Source organism: Pseudomonas sp. RU47, assembly GCF_004011755.1.
In the GTDB taxonomy this organism is placed as follows: Bacteria; Pseudomonadota; Gammaproteobacteria; order Pseudomonadales; family Pseudomonadaceae; genus Aquipseudomonas.
In genome coordinates, this window is sequence record NZ_CP022411.1 from 2,032,828 (window position 1) to 2,051,531 (window position 18,704).

General features: G+C 57.9%; 17 protein-coding genes and 1 tRNA gene. 11 read left to right on the top strand and 7 right to left on the bottom strand.

The annotated features are described in order from the left end of the window. Positions 1–208: 208 nt before the first annotated feature. From CCX46_RS09385 to CCX46_RS09395, 3 genes are all read left to right on the top strand, one after another. Positions 209–1,414 carry an acetyl-CoA C-acetyltransferase gene (locus tag CCX46_RS09385; RefSeq protein WP_127926463.1) on the top strand — a complete coding sequence of 402 codons (1,206 nt, stop codon included), beginning with the start codon at positions 209–211 and terminating at the stop codon, positions 1,412–1,414. A 24-nt stretch (positions 1,415–1,438) separates the two neighbouring features. Continuing rightward, positions 1,439–3,583 carry a 3-hydroxyacyl-CoA dehydrogenase NAD-binding domain-containing protein gene (locus tag CCX46_RS09390; RefSeq protein WP_127926464.1) on the top strand — a complete coding sequence of 715 codons (2,145 nt, stop codon included), beginning with the start codon at positions 1,439–1,441 and terminating at the stop codon, positions 3,581–3,583. Between the two features lie 92 nt (positions 3,584–3,675). Beyond that, positions 3,676–4,398, top strand: a complete 723-nt coding sequence (locus CCX46_RS09395; protein WP_127926465.1) for an amidotransferase — start codon at positions 3,676–3,678, stop codon at positions 4,396–4,398. A gap of 108 nt (positions 4,399–4,506) precedes the next feature. Here CCX46_RS09395 and CCX46_RS09400 read toward each other — a convergent pair whose 3' ends face one another. The 3 genes from CCX46_RS09400 to CCX46_RS09410 all read right to left on the bottom strand — a co-directional run bounded on the left by CCX46_RS09400 (position 4,507) and on the right by CCX46_RS09410 (position 7,241). Further along, positions 4,507–5,478, bottom strand: a complete 972-nt coding sequence (locus CCX46_RS09400; protein WP_127926466.1) for a magnesium and cobalt transport protein CorA — start codon at positions 5,476–5,478, stop codon at positions 4,507–4,509. Positions 5,479–5,612: 134 nt separating this feature from the next. Continuing rightward, positions 5,613–6,335, bottom strand: coding sequence for a lysophospholipid acyltransferase family protein (locus tag CCX46_RS09405; protein WP_127926467.1), 723 nt, complete (start codon positions 6,333–6,335; stop codon positions 5,613–5,615). A gap of 216 nt (positions 6,336–6,551) precedes the next feature. Next, positions 6,552–7,241 (bottom strand): crotonase/enoyl-CoA hydratase family protein, encoded by a 690-nt coding sequence (locus CCX46_RS09410; RefSeq protein ID WP_127926468.1) that lies wholly within the window; start codon positions 7,239–7,241, stop codon positions 6,552–6,554. Positions 7,242–7,536: 295 nt separating this feature from the next. Between CCX46_RS09410 and CCX46_RS09415 the strand changes: the two genes are divergently transcribed. After that, positions 7,537–7,626, top strand: a tRNA-Ser gene (locus CCX46_RS09415). 143 nt (positions 7,627–7,769) lie between these two features. Then, positions 7,770–8,090, top strand: a complete 321-nt coding sequence (locus tag CCX46_RS09420; RefSeq protein WP_016985528.1) for a YbjQ family protein — start codon at positions 7,770–7,772, stop codon at positions 8,088–8,090. 60 nt (positions 8,091–8,150) lie between these two features. On the opposite strand, the gene CCX46_RS09425 is transcribed toward CCX46_RS09420, so the two are convergent. Then, complete coding sequence (locus CCX46_RS09425; RefSeq protein ID WP_127926469.1) at positions 8,151–8,435, bottom strand: hypothetical protein; 285 nt, start codon at positions 8,433–8,435, stop codon at positions 8,151–8,153. 240 nt (positions 8,436–8,675) lie between these two features. On the opposite strand from CCX46_RS09425, the gene CCX46_RS09430 reads away from it, so the two are divergent. The 4 genes from CCX46_RS09430 to CCX46_RS09445 all read left to right on the top strand — a co-directional run bounded on the left by CCX46_RS09430 (position 8,676) and on the right by CCX46_RS09445 (position 10,419). Next, positions 8,676–8,864: a hypothetical protein gene (locus CCX46_RS09430; RefSeq protein ID WP_095050941.1), complete on the top strand. Its 189-nt coding sequence runs from the start codon at positions 8,676–8,678 to the stop codon at positions 8,862–8,864. A gap of 324 nt (positions 8,865–9,188) precedes the next feature. After that, the gene (locus tag CCX46_RS09435) at positions 9,189–9,560 is read left to right on the top strand and encodes a glycine zipper domain-containing protein (protein ID WP_016983669.1); all 372 of its coding nucleotides are present in this window, start codon (positions 9,189–9,191) and stop codon (positions 9,558–9,560) included. Positions 9,561–9,697: 137 nt separating this feature from the next. Next, positions 9,698–10,117 (top strand): YMGG-like glycine zipper-containing protein, encoded by a 420-nt coding sequence (locus tag CCX46_RS09440; RefSeq protein WP_007914081.1) that lies wholly within the window; start codon positions 9,698–9,700, stop codon positions 10,115–10,117. Between the two features lie 122 nt (positions 10,118–10,239). Then, a complete protein-coding gene (locus CCX46_RS09445; RefSeq protein WP_127926470.1) occupies positions 10,240–10,419 on the top strand; it encodes a hypothetical protein in 180 nt (59 codons plus the stop codon). A gap of 279 nt (positions 10,420–10,698) precedes the next feature. Here CCX46_RS09445 and CCX46_RS31120 read toward each other — a convergent pair whose 3' ends face one another. Both CCX46_RS31120 and CCX46_RS09455 read right to left on the bottom strand, forming a co-directional pair. Then, positions 10,699–11,094 (bottom strand): Imm50 family immunity protein, encoded by a 396-nt coding sequence (locus CCX46_RS31120; RefSeq protein ID WP_127926471.1) that lies wholly within the window; start codon positions 11,092–11,094, stop codon positions 10,699–10,701. Next, positions 11,094–15,878 carry an RHS repeat-associated core domain-containing protein gene (locus tag CCX46_RS09455; protein WP_127926472.1) on the bottom strand — a complete coding sequence of 1,595 codons (4,785 nt, stop codon included), beginning with the start codon at positions 15,876–15,878 and terminating at the stop codon, positions 11,094–11,096. The genes CCX46_RS31120 and CCX46_RS09455 overlap by 1 nt, the downstream gene beginning before the upstream one ends. 244 nt (positions 15,879–16,122) lie before the next feature. Between CCX46_RS09455 and CCX46_RS09460 the strand changes: the two genes are divergently transcribed. Continuing rightward, entirely contained in the window at positions 16,123–16,818 is a 696-nt protein-coding gene (locus CCX46_RS09460) for an HAD-IA family hydrolase (RefSeq protein WP_026000652.1), read from the top strand. Between the two features lie 73 nt (positions 16,819–16,891). Here the strand turns inward: CCX46_RS09460 and CCX46_RS09465 are convergent, their stop codons facing one another. Next, positions 16,892–17,638 (bottom strand): 3-oxoacyl-ACP reductase family protein, encoded by a 747-nt coding sequence (locus tag CCX46_RS09465; protein WP_127926473.1) that lies wholly within the window; start codon positions 17,636–17,638, stop codon positions 16,892–16,894. Positions 17,639–17,765: 127 nt separating this feature from the next. Here CCX46_RS09465 and CCX46_RS09470 point away from each other — a divergent pair, with 127 nt between their 5' ends. Then, on the top strand, positions 17,766–18,692 hold the full coding sequence (locus tag CCX46_RS09470; protein WP_127926474.1) for a LysR family transcriptional regulator: 927 nt from the start codon (positions 17,766–17,768) through the stop codon (positions 18,690–18,692). Positions 18,693–18,704 lie beyond the last annotated feature (12 nt).

The following is an 18,704-nucleotide window of genomic DNA, read 5'->3' on the forward strand; positions in this document are numbered from 1 at the left end:
GATTAAAAAGGCATGAGGCGTAATGCCAGCTTCTTTGCCGCCCGCTGGCTAGACAACTCGCCGACCTGAACCGGTTCACCCGCTGGCCAATGACCGTCCGTCTGAGCGGGTGCGTCAAGCGCATTGAGCGCTGTGGTCATTGAATCCGAGAGCGCTCGGGCGAAGAGTGGAGGCAAGAAACCACTCCACGCACAGGTTCGAGGACGTCATGACCCAAGCTTTGATATTCGATGCGTTACGCACGCCCCGTGGCAGAGGCAAGGCCGATGGCGCTCTGCACAGCGTTAAACCGGTGAATCTGCTGGCCGGTCTGCTGACCGCGCTGCAGGAACGTACCTCGCTGGACACCAGTCAGGTCGATGACGTGGTGATCGGCTGCGTCACGCCGATTGGCGATCAGGGCTCGGACGTCGCCAAAACCGCCGTGCAAGTGGCCGATTGGGACGTCAGCGTCGCGGGTGTGCAGATCAACCGTTTCTGCGCCTCGGGACTGGAAGCGGTCAACCTTGGCGCGATGAAAGTGCGTTCGGGCTTCGAAGACCTGGTGGTGGTCGGTGGCGTCGAGTCGATGTCGCGGGTGCCGATGGGCAGCGATGGCGGCGCCTGGGCGCTGGACCCGCAGACCAATCTGCACAGTCATTTCACCCCGCAAGGTGTTGGCGCGGACCTTATCGCCACGCTGGAAGGCTTCAGTCGACAGGACGTCGATGCCTACGCCTTGCACTCGCAACAGAAAGCCGCACGGGCGCGGGCTGACGGCTCGTTCAACAAGTCGCTGGTACCGGTGCAGGACCAGAACGGCATCATCCTGCTCGATCATGATGAGTTCATTCGTGCCGAGTCGACCCTTGAAGGCTTGGGCAAGCTCAAGCCGAGCTTCGAAATGATCGGGCAGATGGGTTTCGACGCGACGGCATTGCGGGTCTACAGCCATGTCGAGCGAATCAACCACGTGCACACGCCGGGCAACAGTTCCGGGATCGTCGATGGCGCGGCGCTGATGTTGATCGGCTCTGAAGCCAAAGGACGGGCGCTGGGCCTGCAACCGCGGGCGCGCATTGTCGCCACAGCGGTCACCAGTACCGACCCGACCATCATGCTCACCGGCCCTGCGCCGGCGACGCGCAAGGCACTGGCCAAAGCCGGGTTGCGCGTTGAAGACATCGACCTGTTCGAGGTCAACGAAGCGTTCGCTTCGGTGGTGCTGAAATTCATCAAGGACATGGCTGTCGATCCGGACAAGGTCAATGTCAACGGCGGCTCCATCGCCATGGGCCACCCGCTGGGCGCCACCGGTTGCGCGATCCTCGGGACTTTGCTCGATGAGCTGGAAGCCCGGCGCCTGCGCTATGGCCTGGCGACGCTGTGCGTCGGCGGCGGCATGGGCATTGCCACCATCATCGAACGCCTCTGAGCCCCGAATACAAGGAACCTTGTTATGAGCGAAGCCATTCGTTACGAAAAAGGCCAGGACGCTATCGTCGTGCTGACCATCGACATGCCGGGCCAAAGCGCCAACACCATGAACGCCGTGTACCGCGAGGCGATGGCCGAATGTGTCGCCCGTCTGGTGGATGAAAAAGACCACATTGCCGGGGTCATCATCACCTCGGCGAAGAAAACTTTCTTTGCCGGCGGCGACCTCAATGAGCTGATCAAGGTCGGCAAGCCTGAAGCCAAAGCTTTCTACGACATGGTGCTGACCCTCAAAGCGCAATTGCGTACTTTGGAAACCCTTGGCAAACCGGTGGTCGCGGCGATCAACGGCGCGGCGCTGGGCGGCGGTTGGGAAATCTGCCTCGCCTGTCATCATCGCGTGGTGCTGGACGATGCATCGGTGCAGCTCGGTCTGCCGGAAGTGACTCTCGGCCTGTTGCCGGGCGGCGGCGGGGTGGTGCGCATGGTGCGCATGCTGGGCATCGAGAAGGCGCTGCCGTATTTGCTCGAAGGCAAGAAAGTGCGTCCGCAACAGGCGTTGCAGGCGGGTTTGATTGATGAACTGGCGGCGAACCGCGATGAAATGCTGGCCAAGGCGCGCGCCTGGATCGTTGCCAACCCGACGGCAGTGCAGCGCTGGGATGTGAAGGGTTATCAGATTCCGGGCGGCACGCCGTCGAACCCGAAAGTCGCGCAGATGCTGGCGATTGCGCCGTCGATTCTGCGCAGCAAGACCCAAGGGACAATGCCGGCGCCGGAGAAAATCCTCTGCGCGGCAGTCGAGGGCGCTCAGGTCGATTTCGACACTGCACATCTGATCGAAACCCGTTACTTCACTGAACTCACCACCGGGCAGATTTCGAAAAACCTGATCGGCACGTTCTGGTTTCAGCTCAATGAGATCAATGCTGGCGGTTCGCGGCCGCAGGGCTTTGCGCCGTATGTCACGCGTAAGGTTGGCGTGCTTGGCGCAGGGATGATGGGCGCGGGGATTGCCTTTGTCAGTGCTTCGGCGGGTATTGAAGTGGTGCTCAAGGACGTCAATCTGGCGGCCGCCGAGAAGGGCAAAGCACATTCTGCAGCGTTACTGGACAAGAAAGTCGCTCGCGGTCAGATGGATGCTTCGAAGCGTGATGAGGTGTTGGCGCGCATCACCCCATCCGAAAGTGATGCGGACCTCGCGGGTTGCGATCTGATCATCGAAGCGGTGTTTGAAGATCGCGATCTCAAGGCCAAGGTTTCCTCTGCCGCCCAGCAAATTGTCGGCGCCGAAGCTGTCATCGCCTCGAATACATCGACGCTGCCGATCACCGGCCTGGCAAAGGCTGTGCCTGATCCTGGAAAATTCATCGGTCTGCACTTCTTCAGCCCGGTGGAAAAAATGCCGCTGGTGGAAATCATCAAAGGCGCGCAGACCAGCGACGAAACCCTGGCTCGAGGTTTCGATTTCGTCCTGCAAATCAAGAAGACCCCGATTGTGGTCAACGACAGTCGCGGCTTCTTTACCTCGCGGGTATTCGGCACGTTCACCAATGAAGGCATTGCCATGCTTGGTGAAGGCGTGAGCGCGCCAATGATCGAGACCGAAGCGCGCAAGGCCGGGATGCCGGTCGGACCTCTGGCGATCTCCGACGAAGTTTCCCTCAGCCTGATGAGCCATATCCGTCAGCAAACTGCCAAGGACCTACAAGCAGAAGGGAAATCGCTGATTGAGCACCCGGCCTTCGCCGTGATTGACTTGCTGCTGAATGAATACAAGCGCCCGGGCAAAGCGGCGGGTGGCGGTTTTTACGATTACCCAGCGGGTGCACAGAAACATTTGTGGCCAGAACTGAAGGAGCGTTTCGAGAAGGTCGACGGGCAGATTTCGCCCAAGGATGTGCGTGATCGGCTGCTATTTGTACAAGCCATCGAAACCGTGCGCTGTGTTGAGGAAGGTGTGCTGACTTCGACGGCGGACGCCAATGTCGGTTCGATCTTTGGTATCGGTTTTGCCGCGTGGACGGGCGGTGCGTTGCAGTTCATCAACCAGTATGGCGTGAAAGATTTCGTCGCTCGCGCGCAGTATCTGGCTGAGCAATATGGCGAGCGTTTTGCGCCGCCTGCGTTGCTGTTGGATAAATCAGCGAAAGGTGAAATGTTCTAAGGGCAGCGAGCATTCCGGGGCTTGCCTTGCCAGGGTGTTTCAAGGCAGGCTCTGGGGTGTTCATTATTCCCATCACGTGTCAGGTATTTTTTATGTCGCTACGCATCTGCATTCTGGAAACCGACATCCTGCGTCCGGAACTGGTCGATCAATATCAGGGTTACGGGCAGATGTTTCAGCGCCTGTTCTCGCAGCAACCGATTGCCGCCGAGTTCACCGTCTACAACGTGATGCAGGGCGAATACCCGAGCGACGACCTGAGCTTCGACGCGTACCTGGTCACCGGCAGCAAGGCTGACTCGTTCGGTACTGATCCGTGGATCCAGACCCTCAAGGAATATCTGCTGACACGTTACGAGCGTGGCGACAAACTGCTCGGCGTGTGCTTCGGCCATCAACTGCTGGCGCTGTTGCTCGGTGGCAAGAGCGAGCGTGCGACGCAAGGTTGGGGTGTAGGCACCCATAACTACAAACTGGCGGCGAAGGCGCCTTGGATGAGCCCGGTGCGTGAGGAACTGACGCTGCTGATCAGCCATCAGGATCAGGTCACAGCGCTGCCGGAAAACGCGACGGTTATTGCTTCCAGCGATTTCTGCCCGTTCGCGGCGTATCACATCAATGATCAGGTGCTGTGCTTCCAGGGGCACCCGGAGTTCATCCACGATTATTCGCGGGCATTGCTCGATTTGCGCCAGGAGGCGCTCGGTTCGCAGATATACAGCAAAGGCGTGGCGAGTCTGGAGCAAGAGCACCATGGTGCGACGGTTGCGGAGTGGATGATGCGTTTTGTGGCGCATAAGCCAGAAACTGTCTAAGGCCAAAAGCTTCGCGAGCAGGCTCGCTCCCGCATTAGATTTTCGGTGCGCCACCGATCAATGTGGGAGCGAGCCTGCTCGCGAATGTTCCAGACAACTCGGTCTGCTCTACAGCCACCCGGATTTCTTGAAACTCGCCCACAAACTCACACACCCCACCGCAATAAACCCCAGCACGCCGAAATAGCCGTAGTGCCAACTCAACTCCGGCATGTTCTGGAAGTTCATCCCGTAAATCCCCGCCACCGCCGTCGGAAACGCCAGAATCGCCGCCCAGGCAGCAAATTTGCGCTGCACCACGCTTTGCCGTGAGGCCTCGAGCAATACCCCAATCTCAATGGTCTGGCTGGCAATGTCGGCGAGCGTGCTCAGGTCTTCCATCTGCCGCGTGACGTGGATCTGCACATCGCGGAAGTACGGGCGCATGTTCTTGTCGATGAACGGGAAACTCAGCTTCTGCAGTTCCTCGCCAATCTCCACCATCGGCGCCGCGTACCGGCGCAGGCGTACAACGTCACGGCGCAAGCCATGCAGCCTCTGAATGTCACGCTCATTCAGTGCGCTACACAGCACGTTGCGCTCCAGTTCATCGATTTCGGCATGGATCGCTTCACCGACTGGCTGATAGTTCTCGATGACGAAATCGAGCAGCGCATAGAGTACGAAATCTTCCCCATGCTCCAGCAACAGTGGACGCGCCTCACAACGTTGGCGGACATGGGCGTAGGACGCCGAGTGGCCGTTACGCGCGGTGATGATGTAGCCCTTGCCGGCAAAGATGTGCGTCTCGATAAATTGCAGAACGCCGTTTTCGCGTATAGGCGAGTAGGTGACGATAAACAAAGCGTCGCCAAAGGTTTCCAGCTTCGGTCGACTGTGTTTTTCCAGAGCATCTTCGATGGCCAGTTCGTGCAGGTTGAACTGACGTTGCAGATTGGACAGTTCTTGAGCGTCCGGCTCTTCCAGACCGATCCAGACAAAATGTCCGGTTTTCGCGGCCCAGGCGGCGCCTTCGTCGAGGCTAATATTGGTGACTTTCTTGCCTGCGCTGTACACCGCAGCAGCAACAACTCGACCCATGGTGGTGATTCACTTCTTCTTGGCAGGTGGCAGGGAATGCAAGGCTTCAGCTTAGCCGTGTCGCTGCTTGAGAGTCAGTGAAATCTGTACAGTTCACCGGGCAAAAGAAAACCCGCACAGGGCGGGTTTGCTTTTCACGCGGCTTGTAGCTGTCGATCCATCGAATCGATGCACTCGCGCATCTGTTCGCGGCACTGATTGATGAGCATGGGCATGTCATCCATGGTCAATCCGGCTGTGGGAATTGCCGGCAGCGAGCGTATGAGGACTTTCCCGCTGCGCCAGCGATTCAGACGCATGTGCTTGATGTAACTGCTCACGCAAACCGGAACGATCGGTACACCAGCGGCAATTGCCATCTGGAACGCGCCTTTCTTGAAGGGCAGCAATTCTTCGCCGAGGTTGCGCGTGCCTTCCGGGAACACCCAGATCGAGGTGTCTTCGTTCTGCAAGGTATTGGTGGTGGTCAGCATCGACTGGCGCGCTTTGTGCGCATTCCCGCGATCGATCAGTACATTGCCAGCCAGCCAGAACAGTTGCCCGAACAGCGGCACCCACTTCAGGCTCTTCTTGCCGATACACACAGTACGACGGGGCACGACGTTGCCGAACACGAACAGATCGTAGTTGGACTGATGGTTGGCGATGATCACGCAGCTGTCAGGCTTGTTCATCAAGCCACTGACGTCTGTTTTCACCCGCAGGCGCAAAATGCACATGGCTGGCAATGCGTAGAGGCGGGCGCACAGACGGCTGTTGTCCGGATTGAACGGACGGCAGATCCCGAGGATCACCCCGAGCACACCCGCCAGAATAAAGTGCAGGCCCATCAATAACATACGAAACACGAACAGCATTTTCAGGCCCCACCGGGACAAAAGGTGGCGCAGTGTACGGATGTGCACTGTTTTCGGCAATTGCCGCTATAGAGTGCGGAGATAGCCGATGTTTAAGCGCATGTTTCAGACTTGCTTGTCAGACCCGTCCTAGAGCAGCCACGGCGTCTTCAACCGAGCGTGCAAGAAAAAGCCCGACACGATGGTCGGGCTTTTCTTTATTGCATGTGTCTGGGGTTAACCGAGATGTTCCTGATCCTGGATGATCGCGTTATCCAGGGTTTCCAGCAGCGTCTTGCGTACTTTCAACTTGGTGTTTTTGTGCGCGAGCATGTTGATCTTCTTCAGCTGACGCGCAGCGGCGAGGGCGGCACCTTGCAACTCCTCGGCGGAAACCACTTTGTCGAGGAAACCGGCATCCACGGCGCTTTGCGGATCGAACATCTCGCCGTTGATCACTGAGCGGTGGAACGCCGAACGACGCAGACGATCACGCGCCAGCTCGATACCAGCGTGGTGCATGGTCATGCCGATCTGCACTTCGTTCAGGCCGATGCTGAACGGACCGTCGACGCCGATACGGTAGTCGGCAGATAACAGAATGAAAGCGCCTTTTGCCACAGCATGACCCGGGCAAGCGACGATGACCGGGAACGGGTGAGAGAGCAGGCGACGCGCCAACGTCGAACCGGCAGTCACAAGCGCCACGGCTTCTTTAGGGCCGGCGGTCATCACTTTCAGATCGTAGCCGCCGGACAGAATCCCTGGCTGACCGGTAATGATCACGATGGCACGATCAGTCACTGCCTGATCCAGCGCCGCGTTGAATGCCGCAATCACGTCCGGAGAAATGGCATTGACCTTGCCATTGCTCAAGGTCAGGGTCGCGATACCGTCTTCGAGGTGGTAGGAAATCAACTCACTCATGACGCTATTCCTTGTAAGAAAGATGGGCAGACGTTACCCACCGCCGCAGGCCAGGTAAAGCGCCGTGACTGACCCGCCAGTCACCGTTTCCCGGCGTAGCCAGCACGGCGAGGCATTCTGCTTCTATATAGAAGGGTCACCTCCACCGAAGATTGGCCGGTTTGCCATGGCCTGACGGTCGGCGAAACGGCTTTTTCTCTTAACCGCATGAAAATTCTGAAAAAAAGTTTGCCATCGCAAAAGCTTTCGACTACATTAGCGCGCCTCGACAGACAGAACATGTTTGAAGAGATACGGTGAAGTGTCCGAGTGGCTTAAGGAGCACGCCTGGAAAGTGTGTATACAGGAAACTGTATCGAGAGTTCGAATCTCTCCTTCACCGCCACATTAAGTACACAAAACCCCTGACTTCGAGAGAAGTCAGGGGTTTTGTGCATTCTGGCGTCCGGATTTTATTGGCGGCGAGTTGAGTTCAGCGTTGAGCGATTACAATCGCCGACTTATCTATCAGTAAAGGAACGCCATTCCATGATCATTTCCACCACTCACGCCATTGAAGGCCGGCAGATCACGGCCTATCTGGACATCGTCAGTGCCGAGTCGGTGCAGGGCGTGAATGTGATCCGTGACATGTTTGCCGGTATGCGCGACTTTTTCGGCGGGCGTTCGCAGACCCTGGAGCGGGCTTTGAAGGAGGCGCGTATTCAGGCGACCGAAGAAATACGGGAGCGTGCGCGTGCTCTGCAGGCTGATGCGGTGGTCGGGGTGGATTTCGAGATCAGCATGCCCGGCGGCAAGGGCGGGATGGTTGTGGTGTTTGCGACGGGAACGGCGGTGAAGTTGCGCTGAGTTTGCTTGACGGTGTGTGAGCCCGTTCAGAGATTGAACGGGCTCAATCTTTCTGTGTAATCAGCCTTGTGGCTTGAGGATCACAGCGCCTCTCGCGTCATAGGTGAGCGGCGTGTCGATGGCGACAAGCGGAGGTGTGTCGGAAGGTTGGTTCGGTTGCACTGGCTGGCTCGGATGGTAAATGACGCCAGGCTGCAGAACCGGCGTATCGGGGCCCGGATATTTGATGGTGATTTCACCGGAAGCGATCTTGTCCTTGAGTTTTTCCGCCCCGGCTTTGCCGGCTGCGATTTGTTCGTCCGTGAGCTTTACGACAGGTAGATTCGGGAATCCGTTGATTTGCATGTTCTCTCCTTGAGATTCATTTGTATGAAAAAGGGCAACGGCCTACCTCCGGAATTCTTTAGCGGTGCAGGACCAATGGCAATTCTTCGCGTTGAGTTTTTGTAGGCCATTCGTCGGGCATCAGGAGATCTGAATAACAAGTCCAGGAATGACCAGCTAGTCTCAAAAGCGTTGGAGGTCGATATTTTTTCAGGCGAATGGGTTTTTGCCGGTGTCGACCGGTGGCGAAGGGGCGATGGTATGACTGATCCGTATATCGAAGACGATGGCGCTGAATTTTCCTTCAATAACTGTGTACGGTGCGGTCAGACCGAGTACCAGTCAGGCTTTGGCGAGGACCGGGTACAGACCGGCAAGATCAAATCCACAGCACCGAAAGGGCCGAAGGCAAAATTTCTGCCCAAAGTCAGCGCGCGATCCAGAAAATAATCTGTCACTGGCATAACCCCGTCATTGAACGGGGTTTTTTATGGCTGATTGAGTGAGGACATGTCCTACGCAGTTTGGTGGCGAATGCAGTGGGCTTTCACAAACTTTTCACGTCTACCCCGGTAGGGTGAAGCCATCCGTTAGAAAGCAAGTCTCCAGCCCGTCTCCCCAGCGGGCTTTTTTTTGCCTGTCATAAAACCTTTTCCGGAATCGCTGTCCAATCGGCGCCAAGTGCGCGAAGCCACTGATTTCGGCTGGACTTTTTCGCGGCGACGGCATTAAATCCCGGCCCTTTTTGTCATCCCAATTTTTGAGGTTTTCGTCATGCGTTTAACACTGCCTGCTCTGGTTCTGGGGCTTCTGGTTGCTCAAGGTGCAATGGCTGCCGGCGATGGCACCGCGGCGCTGGGCGGTGGTCTGGGTGGCGCGCTGGGTAATGTGGTCGGCCAGAAAATGGGCGGCAGCACTGGCGCGGCAATTGGCGCAGGCGTTGCTGGCGCGGCAGGTAGCGCAATGGCGGCGCGTAAGGGTAGCCGGACGAAAGCGGCGATTGGCGGTGGTGTTGGTGCAGCTGGCGGTTCGGTGATCGGCAACAGCCTGGGCGGCAGAACCGGCGCCACGATTGGTGCAGGCCTGGGCGGCGCAGCTGGTGGCGCGGTGGGCAGCAACTTGTCCAAAGGTCACAAGCGTCACTGAGACTGATCGTTTGTCCGAAAAAGCCCGGCTTGATGTCGGGCTTTTTCATGGCTGAACGTTTTTCCCGTTTGCGTCTCCAATCTCACATAGGCCCATGTCTGGGCGGACTGTCCCGCTTCGGGAACTGTGAGGTTCATATGCGATTGTCATTATCTGCACTGTTTTTCGGGTTGCTGGTCGCTCAGGGGGCTATGGCCGCCGGTGATGGCACCGCCGCTGTGGGTGGCGGCTTGGGCGGCGCGCTCGGCAATGTGGTCGGTGGACAACTCGGTGGCAGTACTGGCGCGGCGGTAGGTGCGGGTGTTGGCGGCGCGGCCGGCAGTGCCGTCGGGGCGAATAAACGCAATCGAACCGAAGCGGCCATTGGCGGTGGTCTCGGCGCGGCGGGTGGCTCGGTCGTCGGCAACAGCCTCGGCGGCTCTACGGGTTCGACCATTGGCGCAGGGTTGGGCGGCGCGGCGGGTGGTGCGGTCGGTAATAACCTCGGTGACGATGGTGGCTCTCATTCGGGTGGTGGTCACAAACACAAGAACAAACATAAAAACCGCCATCATTGATGGTGGGTTAAACGGAAACCCGGCATTTTGCCGGGTTTTTTGCATTTGCTCGTCGGACTCTGGAACGATTGGCTGTAGGGCTTTTCGAAAGTCATACACTCCACCAGATGACGAGGTTTGCCATGACTCCCGAAACTGAAGGCAAGGAAGAGAAAGGTTCGAGTGGACTTCCATTTATCAATGACCCGGGGAATGAGGACCCGGGGTCGTTGATGGATGATGCGACGGTGCCGCTGAATGATTCGGATGAGGCGGATATGGAGTATGAAGAGGATGAGGATGAGCAGTCATCGGATGTTTGAGAAGAACTGAGCGTCTGAATCCGGATTTTAAGGGCCTGAGTTCAAGAGGTCCTACAAATTTGTTAGCGACTAAAAACGGCTGCCCGCCAGTCATTGAACTGGTGAGCGAGTCAAGGTATAGGCGTTTTTTTGTAGTGCTAACAATGTGAGATCTCGGATTTAGAGAATTTCAAATTGTGTAGAATCATGCTGAGCAATTGGATGTCGAACTGCTCTCTGTATCTATATAAAATTTTTATGACGCCTCACGGTAACAGAGCACTCGTCGCTCAATAAATTTTAGAAAGGTAAGTCTGTTAAATATACGCTAGGATCTCTCAGTCTTAATGATGATGTGGTGAATGTTACATTCGAAGTGCTTGATGTAGCTGAAATCAAATATCTGTCCTCAATGGTTTGTATGGATAGACTTAGGTTTTTTTGAGTTGGAATGTTGGATGTCGTAAAATCTCTAATTTCACCGCATGTTATTCCGATTCGGCAAGCATTGTATCCTATGGATTCCCATTTTTTCGGAGGAGTGTCCGGCGTTTCTCTAATATCAAATGCCAATGTCAATGTTGAAAGATTGTTGTCCATGTTTAAAGCAAATAACTTGATCTCCCCAATAGATATATTCCTGCTGAATACCATATTGAAGAATTTGCTGCCTTCTATCTCATTCCAGTATTTCATTATCTTCCCTTGAATGGATAATGATCGTTCGTGTTTTTTACTTTGCCATTGCGTGTGTCATCCGCGGGTCGTATGTTTATGTGAGGTCCTTGATCTCCTCGATTATTTATATCTCCATATTTATGTCCCGCTGAGTGGTCTTGGAGTGTCAATATAAAACCATCCTCTCGGGTGAATCTATATTCTCTGGTTATAATCGGCTTTCCGCTGCTGTCTAGAATGTTATTTCCTTTTCTATCCGTCATGTTGGCATAGGTGAACTGCTTCTGCCTGCCACTTACCTCATCAATTTGAATGTCAGGCTGTTGCCCTTTCGGTATTCCGGCATCAACTTTTGCCTGCCTGAATGCACCGCGCCTGGAAACCTGTGGAAGCTCAACTTCATCAGGTTTTGGACAATCGATCGATTTTCGACCTTTGGGTGGACAATTGGAGTTCAACCCCAGCGGATCCACCCACCCCGTCGGATTCGGCACGTACTGGTACTGATTCAACCCACCGGCCAACTTGATCGGATCCGGCGTCAGATACCGCCCCAGCCTCGGGTCGTAATACCGGTGCCGGTTGTAATGCAGGCCGCTTTCGCCGTCGAAGTACTGCCCCTGAAAGCGCAGCGGCTGGTTCAGGTAGTCTTCGCCGGCCAGGGTCAGTGCGGCGACTTTGCCGTAGGCGTCGTATTGCGCGGACCAGACGATGTCGCCGCTGTAGTCGGTGAGTTCCTGCGGGGTGCCGAGGTGGTCGAGTTGGTAGTAGAACGGGCAGGCTTTTTTCGGGCCTTTGCCGTCGAGCAGCGCGAGGGGGCGGAAGGTGCCGGGTTCGTAGACGTAGCTGCGGTATTCGTGTTCGCTGCTTTCGGCGACGAGGTGGTCGCCTTGCCAGAAGAATTCGGTGGTGGCGTCGCCGACGGTTTTGCGGATGCGTCGGCCGAAAGCATCGTAGGCGTAAGTCGCGGTCTGGCCGTCGGGGCGGGTCAGGCCGATCAGGCGGTGCTGGCAGTCGTAGCGGTATTCGGTGACGAGTGTCTGGGCGCGGCCGCGGCGTTCGCGGATCAGGTTGCCGAAGGCGTCGTAATCGTAGTGGCGGTCGCCTTGCAGCAGCAGGCGGTTGCCTTTGATCTGACTCGGGCCGGGGCGGTCCTGCATCAGCAGGTTGCCGGCCGGGTCGTGGGCGAAGCTTTCCGGCAGTTCGTCGCGTGAGTGGCGTACGCGGATCAGCCGGTCGAGGGCGTCGTAACCGTAGGTGCGCTGGCCGTGGCGGCTGTCAGCAATGTGCGCGAGATTGCCGTTGTTGTAGGCATAATCGCGGCGGTACAACGCATCGCGCTGATGGCCTACGGCGTGGGCGAGTAATCGTCCCTGATCGTCGTAGGTATATTCGCTGAGCAGCAGGCCCTGCTGGCGTTGCCGTTCGCGTCCGGACTGATAGACGTGACGGCTCAACTCGGCCCCATTGAGGTCGATGCCGGTCAGCGCGCCACCCTTGGCGTGGCGGTAGTCGAGCACGCTGTTGTCCGGCAGACGCATGCGCTTGAGCTGGCCGCAGGCGTCGTAGCGGTAGCGCAGAGTGCCCCAGCCCTGATGCTCGGTGATCAGCCGGTCCTGGCGGTCGTACTCGAAGGCCAGCGGGTGTTGCTGGCCGTCATCAACACCGATCAGTCGGCCGAGACGGTCGTATTGATAAACAACCTTGAGGCCGTCGGGCAGGGTTTTGACCAGAAGACGTCCGGCCGCATCGCGCTCATAAGCGGTGAGCAGACAAGAGCCGTCATCACCGAACTCGGTCTTCTCCAGCAGATGGCCGTTGAGGTCATAGGCGTACGCCGTGCGCCGGCCGTCAAAACCGCTTTCCTGACGAATCAGCCCGGTCGGTGTGTAATCCAGCCGGTACTTTTCCCCCGATTCGTTTTCAATCTCGGTGAGCAGCAGTTGCGCATGGTCGTAGCGGTACTGCACCCGTGTGCCATCGGGGTTGATCCGCCGCGAGACCAGGTGCAGGTCATCGTCGTATTCGTAGCGGGTGATGTGCCCGAGCTCATCGCGCTCGGCAGTGACCTGACCGTAGGCGCCGTAGCTGTAGGCGCGGGTCGCACCGTCAGGAAATGTCGTCTGAATCAGTCGGCCAACGGCGTCCCAATGCTGACGGGTGACCGCACCGTGTTCGTCCGCAGTCGTGGTCCGCCGCCCCAGTGCATCGTAGGAAAAGCGCCGCACGCCGCCGTCGGGCAAAGTCTCTTCAATGAGTTGGCCGAGGTTATTCCAGACCAGGCGATGCCGACTGCTGTCCGGATAACGGATCGACAGCAACTGTCCCCGGGTGTCGTAGTAGTAATGGGTGACCTGGCCGTCGGGGTCGACTGCTTCGGTGACATCACCCTCGGCATTGCGCCGGTAGATCCACACCGCGTCACCGCGAGAGCGTTTATGCAGGAAACCGTTGCGATACTCGTAGGACGTGGGCGCCTCGTCCGGCGGAATCAGCGCCACCAGCCGTCCGACCTCGTCGTAGCGGTATTCGGTGACGGCGCCCAAGGCATCCTGCTCGGCAATCAAACGCCCCGAGGAGTCATAAGCCTTGAGCTGTTCGCCACCGTCCGCCGAGACTTTACGCACCAGCCGCGCACGCTCGTCGTGAACGTACGTCTCTTCAGTGCCATCGACGTAATGCACCGCGACACTGCCGTCGTCGTTCCAGACGTAGCGCGTGTCCATCTGCGAAAACGAGGCCCAATGCCTGACACAGCGAGAAGCCTTGCCCGAGCGCTCCCACTCCCAGAAAAAACTCGCGCCGCCGGCCAGTTGCCGCTGCAGGATCACGTGAGCGTCGTCGTAGTCGTAACGCTCGCTTTCACCGACGGCATTGCTGGCTTCGATCAGGTGCTGATAGGCGTCGTAGCGGTAACTGACCAGCGCTTGCTCGGTACTCCAGGCACCGTCGCGAAACACTTGGTAATCAACACCGAGCAACTGCGCGCGGTCATACCGCAACAGCAGCGAGCGCCCGGCGCCGTTGTCCAGGCGCTGCACCCGGTCAGATCGATCGCGCTGCACTGTCAGACGATTGCCATAGGCATCGCTGATCGCTGTCAGCCGTCCTGCACGAAAGTGATAAAACCGCGCCGCGTCCCCGGCCAGTGCGAGGATCAGCTCTTCCGGTTCATCGCCCAGGAAAATCGCCGCCCGCGACAGGCTGTTGTGAATCGCCGGGCGCGAAACGCCAGGAAGCGGAAACCGTGTTCGACGGTTTTCATGGTCGACCCAGACAACAAAGTCACCCTCAAACGCGAGCCGATGCGCCAGCGAGTGACTCCAGCCAAACCCCAGCCCGACATCGATCTCGGCGGCGCTAGAGCGATACAACCGCGTGAACTCAAACGGCAACACGCCATCGAGCACGGCATCGCTCAGGGTCAGCAGTTCCTCACCGGTGACCATCGATACCGGGCAGCCATTGGTGCAGGTGAAGGGCACGCAATCGGCGCTGTCGCCGTTGGGGTTTTTCGCCTGATCCGGCGAGTCGTCGTGAGGCTCATGCCGTTCCAACCGGCTCGAAGCGCCAGACTTGTCCCGCACAACAGGCGCCGGATTCGGCACCGTCAACACCAGCGAGTCGGCCTGACGAATGTTCAGCGGTATCGCCGGTGTCGGTTTCAACTCAACGTCACGCACATTGAGCATCAGCGGCTTCAAAACGCTGGCATGCCGCGTCAAATCCGCCGAGGACGTCAGTTCGGCCAAGCGCAACGCAGAGGCCGCCAACCACTCCCGAGCGCGCGGCGACTTGATCTTCGCCAGCACTTTGCTGCTCAGGCGCACCGGCACGCCGACACCACCCGACAACCCCATCAACAGAAAGCTGATCAGCAGTTCGACCCGCACCTCGGCCACCACTTCAGCCAGATACTGCGGCGGTAGCATCTTCAGCCAACTGGTAAACGCGGCCAGATGAATAAACAGAAGAGGTTCGTCACTGAGGATCAACAAGCCGTTGGCAATGGCGTCGCTGGAGGCATTCAATAACGCCTCAAGCTCGGCCTCGCTGAGGTATTCCAGCAATTTTTCACTGTTGGCCTGCAGATCGGCGAGCAGGGCGAATACCTGTTTGATGTCATCCCAAACACCATTCAGTGCTTTCTCGAATCCACGCCAGTCGGCCTGTTGCAGCTGACCGTAACGCTGAAGAAATCCGGCGCTGGAAAACTCCGTCCACTGGGGTTGAAACCCTGTCCACTCATCGCGCAGCCAGCCTTCCAGGCCTGCAATGACACCTTCATAAGAGGCATACAGAGCACGCACATGGTCGGTGGACACATCGGGAAAGAAGGTGATGCGATAACGCTGGCCCCGATCGCAGTCGGTCACTTGCAGAATGCCGCTGGGGCCGATGGTGTAATGCAGCGCTTCGCCGAAAGTCAGCACGCCGCCGACATCGGCAAGCACCGGTTCGAGCGTCACCGGGGTGTTGCCAATCGGCACGAACCGCGCGGCCTCGAACATGTGCACCAGCGTCAACGTCCCGCTGGCCGAGCACATGACCATCGATGAACTGAGCGGTTGTTGCGACTTGATCGGCGCGCTGAGGCGCACGTCGTTGCCGACAGTGAACACCTGCTCGATATCCAGCGCGGCGCCTGTCCAGAACTGCTCGGCCCAGGCGTCGTAGTGGTTCAGGCACAGGCGGAATTCGCGGATCAGATGTTCGAAGTCCGGCTCATCGGGATTCAAAGCAGCAACAACGAGCAGGCCGATGCTGTTGTTCAGGGCCAGCAGCCGATCGGTTGGAAGCATTCGCAGTCTCTCGCGCACATCAAAAAGGTGCGGGGACTTTGCGGGGGATCAAACAGGAAAGAAGTCGGGCGAGTAGGTGATGTCTGTAGGATGTTTCGCTAAATGTCTGCGAGTAGTTCATCGCCCAACAAACATTGCCCGTTGCTCAATGTCTGTCGCGCTCGTTATGCTGCTGAACCCTTTAATCAGATCCGAGCAGCGGCATCACCTGCCGCCTGGGATGTCTTTGTTAACGGATCCGATGATGAATGCACCGCTGAAGGCGTTCGGCCCGATCAAGGCCGTGATTTTCGATATGGACGGTTTGCTGCTGGACACCGAGGGCATTTATACCGAGGTTACCTCGCTGATTGCCCAGCGTTACGGGCGCACCTTCGACTGGAGCGTCAAGCAGAACATCATTGGTCGCGGGGCCAACGATCTGGCCAATTACGTGGTGCAGGCGCTGGATCTGCCGATCACCGCCGAAGAGTTTCTGGTCATCCGTGAACCGCTGATGCGTGAGCGTTTCCCCACCGCGCAGGCGATGCCCGGTGCCGAGGAGCTGATTCGCCATCTCAAGGCGCACAACATCCCGATTGCCGTGGGTACCAGCTCGTCGCGTCAATCGTTCGGGCAGAAAACCACGCTGCACCGCGACTGGTTTGCGTTGTTCGACTTCATCGTCACTGCAGACGATCCGGAAGTCGGCGCGGCCAAACCGGCACCGGATATTTTCCTCACCGCCGCTCGCCGTCTGGGCGTGGCACCTGAGGATTGCCTGGTGTTCGAGGATTCGCCGTTTGGCGTGACCGCTGCGAAAGCCGCGGGCATGACAGCGATCGCCATCCCCGATGCCGCCATGGCCGATGAAAAATACGCACACGCTGACGGGATTCTTCGTACTCTGAAAGCGTTCACGCCCAGTGCCTGTGGTTTGCCGGCGCTGGAATGGGCGTAAACATCTGACACAACAAAACGCCGCCCCTCTGTGAAAAGAGGGGCGGCGTTTTTCGTTCAGGCGACTCGGAAAATCAGGCGCCGAAACCACCGTCGATGGTCAGGCTGGCACCGGTGATGTAGCCGGCTTCCGGACCTGCCAGATAAGCGACGAAGCTGGCGATTTCTTCGGCTTTACCGTAACGACCCACCGCCATCAGCGGAATCAGACTCTCGGCGAAATCACCATGCGCCGGGTTCATGTCGGTGTCGACCGGGCCGGGCTGCACGTTGTTGACGGTGATGCCGCGTGGGCCGAGGTCGCGGGCCAGGCCTTTGGTCAAACCGACCAGCGCCGATTTGCTCATTGCATACACACCGCCGCCGGCGAAGGGCATGCGGTCAGCGTTGGTGCTGCCGATGTTGATGATGCGCGCGCCTTCGCCCATGTGTTTGGCGGCTTCCTGCGAGGCGATGAAGACGCTGCGAATGTTGATCGCTACGGTCTGGTCGAAGTCTTCAAGTTTGAAGTCTTCCAGTGGTGCGACGGCCAGCACGCCAGCGTTGTTGACCAGAATGTCGAGGCGGCCAAAAGCTTCGACGGTGGCGCTGACGGCGTGGCGGATGGCAGCGGCATCGGCGCTGTCGGCCTTGATCGCCAAGGCTTTGCCACCGTTTGCGGTGATGCTGTTCTGCAGCTCTTCGGCTTTTGCGCTGGAGCTGACGTAAGTGAAGGCTACAGCGGCGCCTTCAGCGGCCAGACGTTTGACGATGGCTGCGCCGATACCACGGGAACCGCCTTGAATCAGAGCGACTTTGCCGCTGAGGTGTTGAGTGGTCATGTTCGATCTCCAGAGTGTTCAAGGCGGGAATGCCTTGGTGTTGGTGGCGAGTATCGGCGTGGTATCGACAACTGTGTAGACCATGATTGCTATAGTCTGTGTAAACCAGAAGTTTATAGTGACGATCATGGAAACCTTCAGCAGCATTGAATGCTTCGTGCGCAGCGCCGAAGTCGGCAGCTTTGCCGAGGCCGCGCGACGCTTGAGTCTGACCCCGGCGGCAGTCGGCAAGAGTGTGGCCAAACTCGAGGTGCGGCTCGGTGTGCGGCTGTTCCAGCGTAGTACACGCAGCCTGACACTGACCGAGGCCGGGCAACTGTTTCTGGATCAAGTCAGCGGAAGTCTTACGACGATTCAAAATGCCGTGGCAAATCTCTCTAGCGTCGAAGGGCGTCCGGCGGGAACGCTGAAAGTCAGCATGGGCGCAGCATTTGGCTGTCTGCATATCGTGCCGATGCTCGGTGAGTTTCTACGACGATATCCGGCGATCAATCCGGACTGGCACTTCGATAATCGACAGGTCGATCTGATCGCCCAGGGCTTTGATGCGGCCATCGGTGGCGGTTTCGAACTGCCGCAAGGCGTGATCGCACGCAAGTTGAGCCCGGCGCATCGGATATTGGTCGCGTCCACCGACTATTTACAGGCCAATCCCGAGATCATCGAACCGGACGACCTCAGCCATCACGACGGCATTCTGATCCGCTCGCCGCAAACCGGACGCGTGCGTTCCTGGCAATTGACCGGACGCAATCCACAGAATTGTCGGCCGTTGATGCTCAAGGCGCGAATGACCATGAGTGATTCCGAGGCCGCTTGCAGGACTGCAGCACAAGGCTTGGGAATCGCGCTGGTGAGTATGCCGTTTGCGGTGGGCTATCTGCAGGCGGGGACGTTGCAGCGGGTGTTGCCGGACTGGTTTGTCGATGACGGCAACATCTCGATTTACTACGCCGAGCATAAGTTGTTGCCGGGCAAGACGCGGGCGTTTGTCGATTTTCTGATTGAGCAGTTTGCGGAGCGGGGGTTGGCGCAGCGGTTCAGTGCTATCTGAGCAAGGTATCAG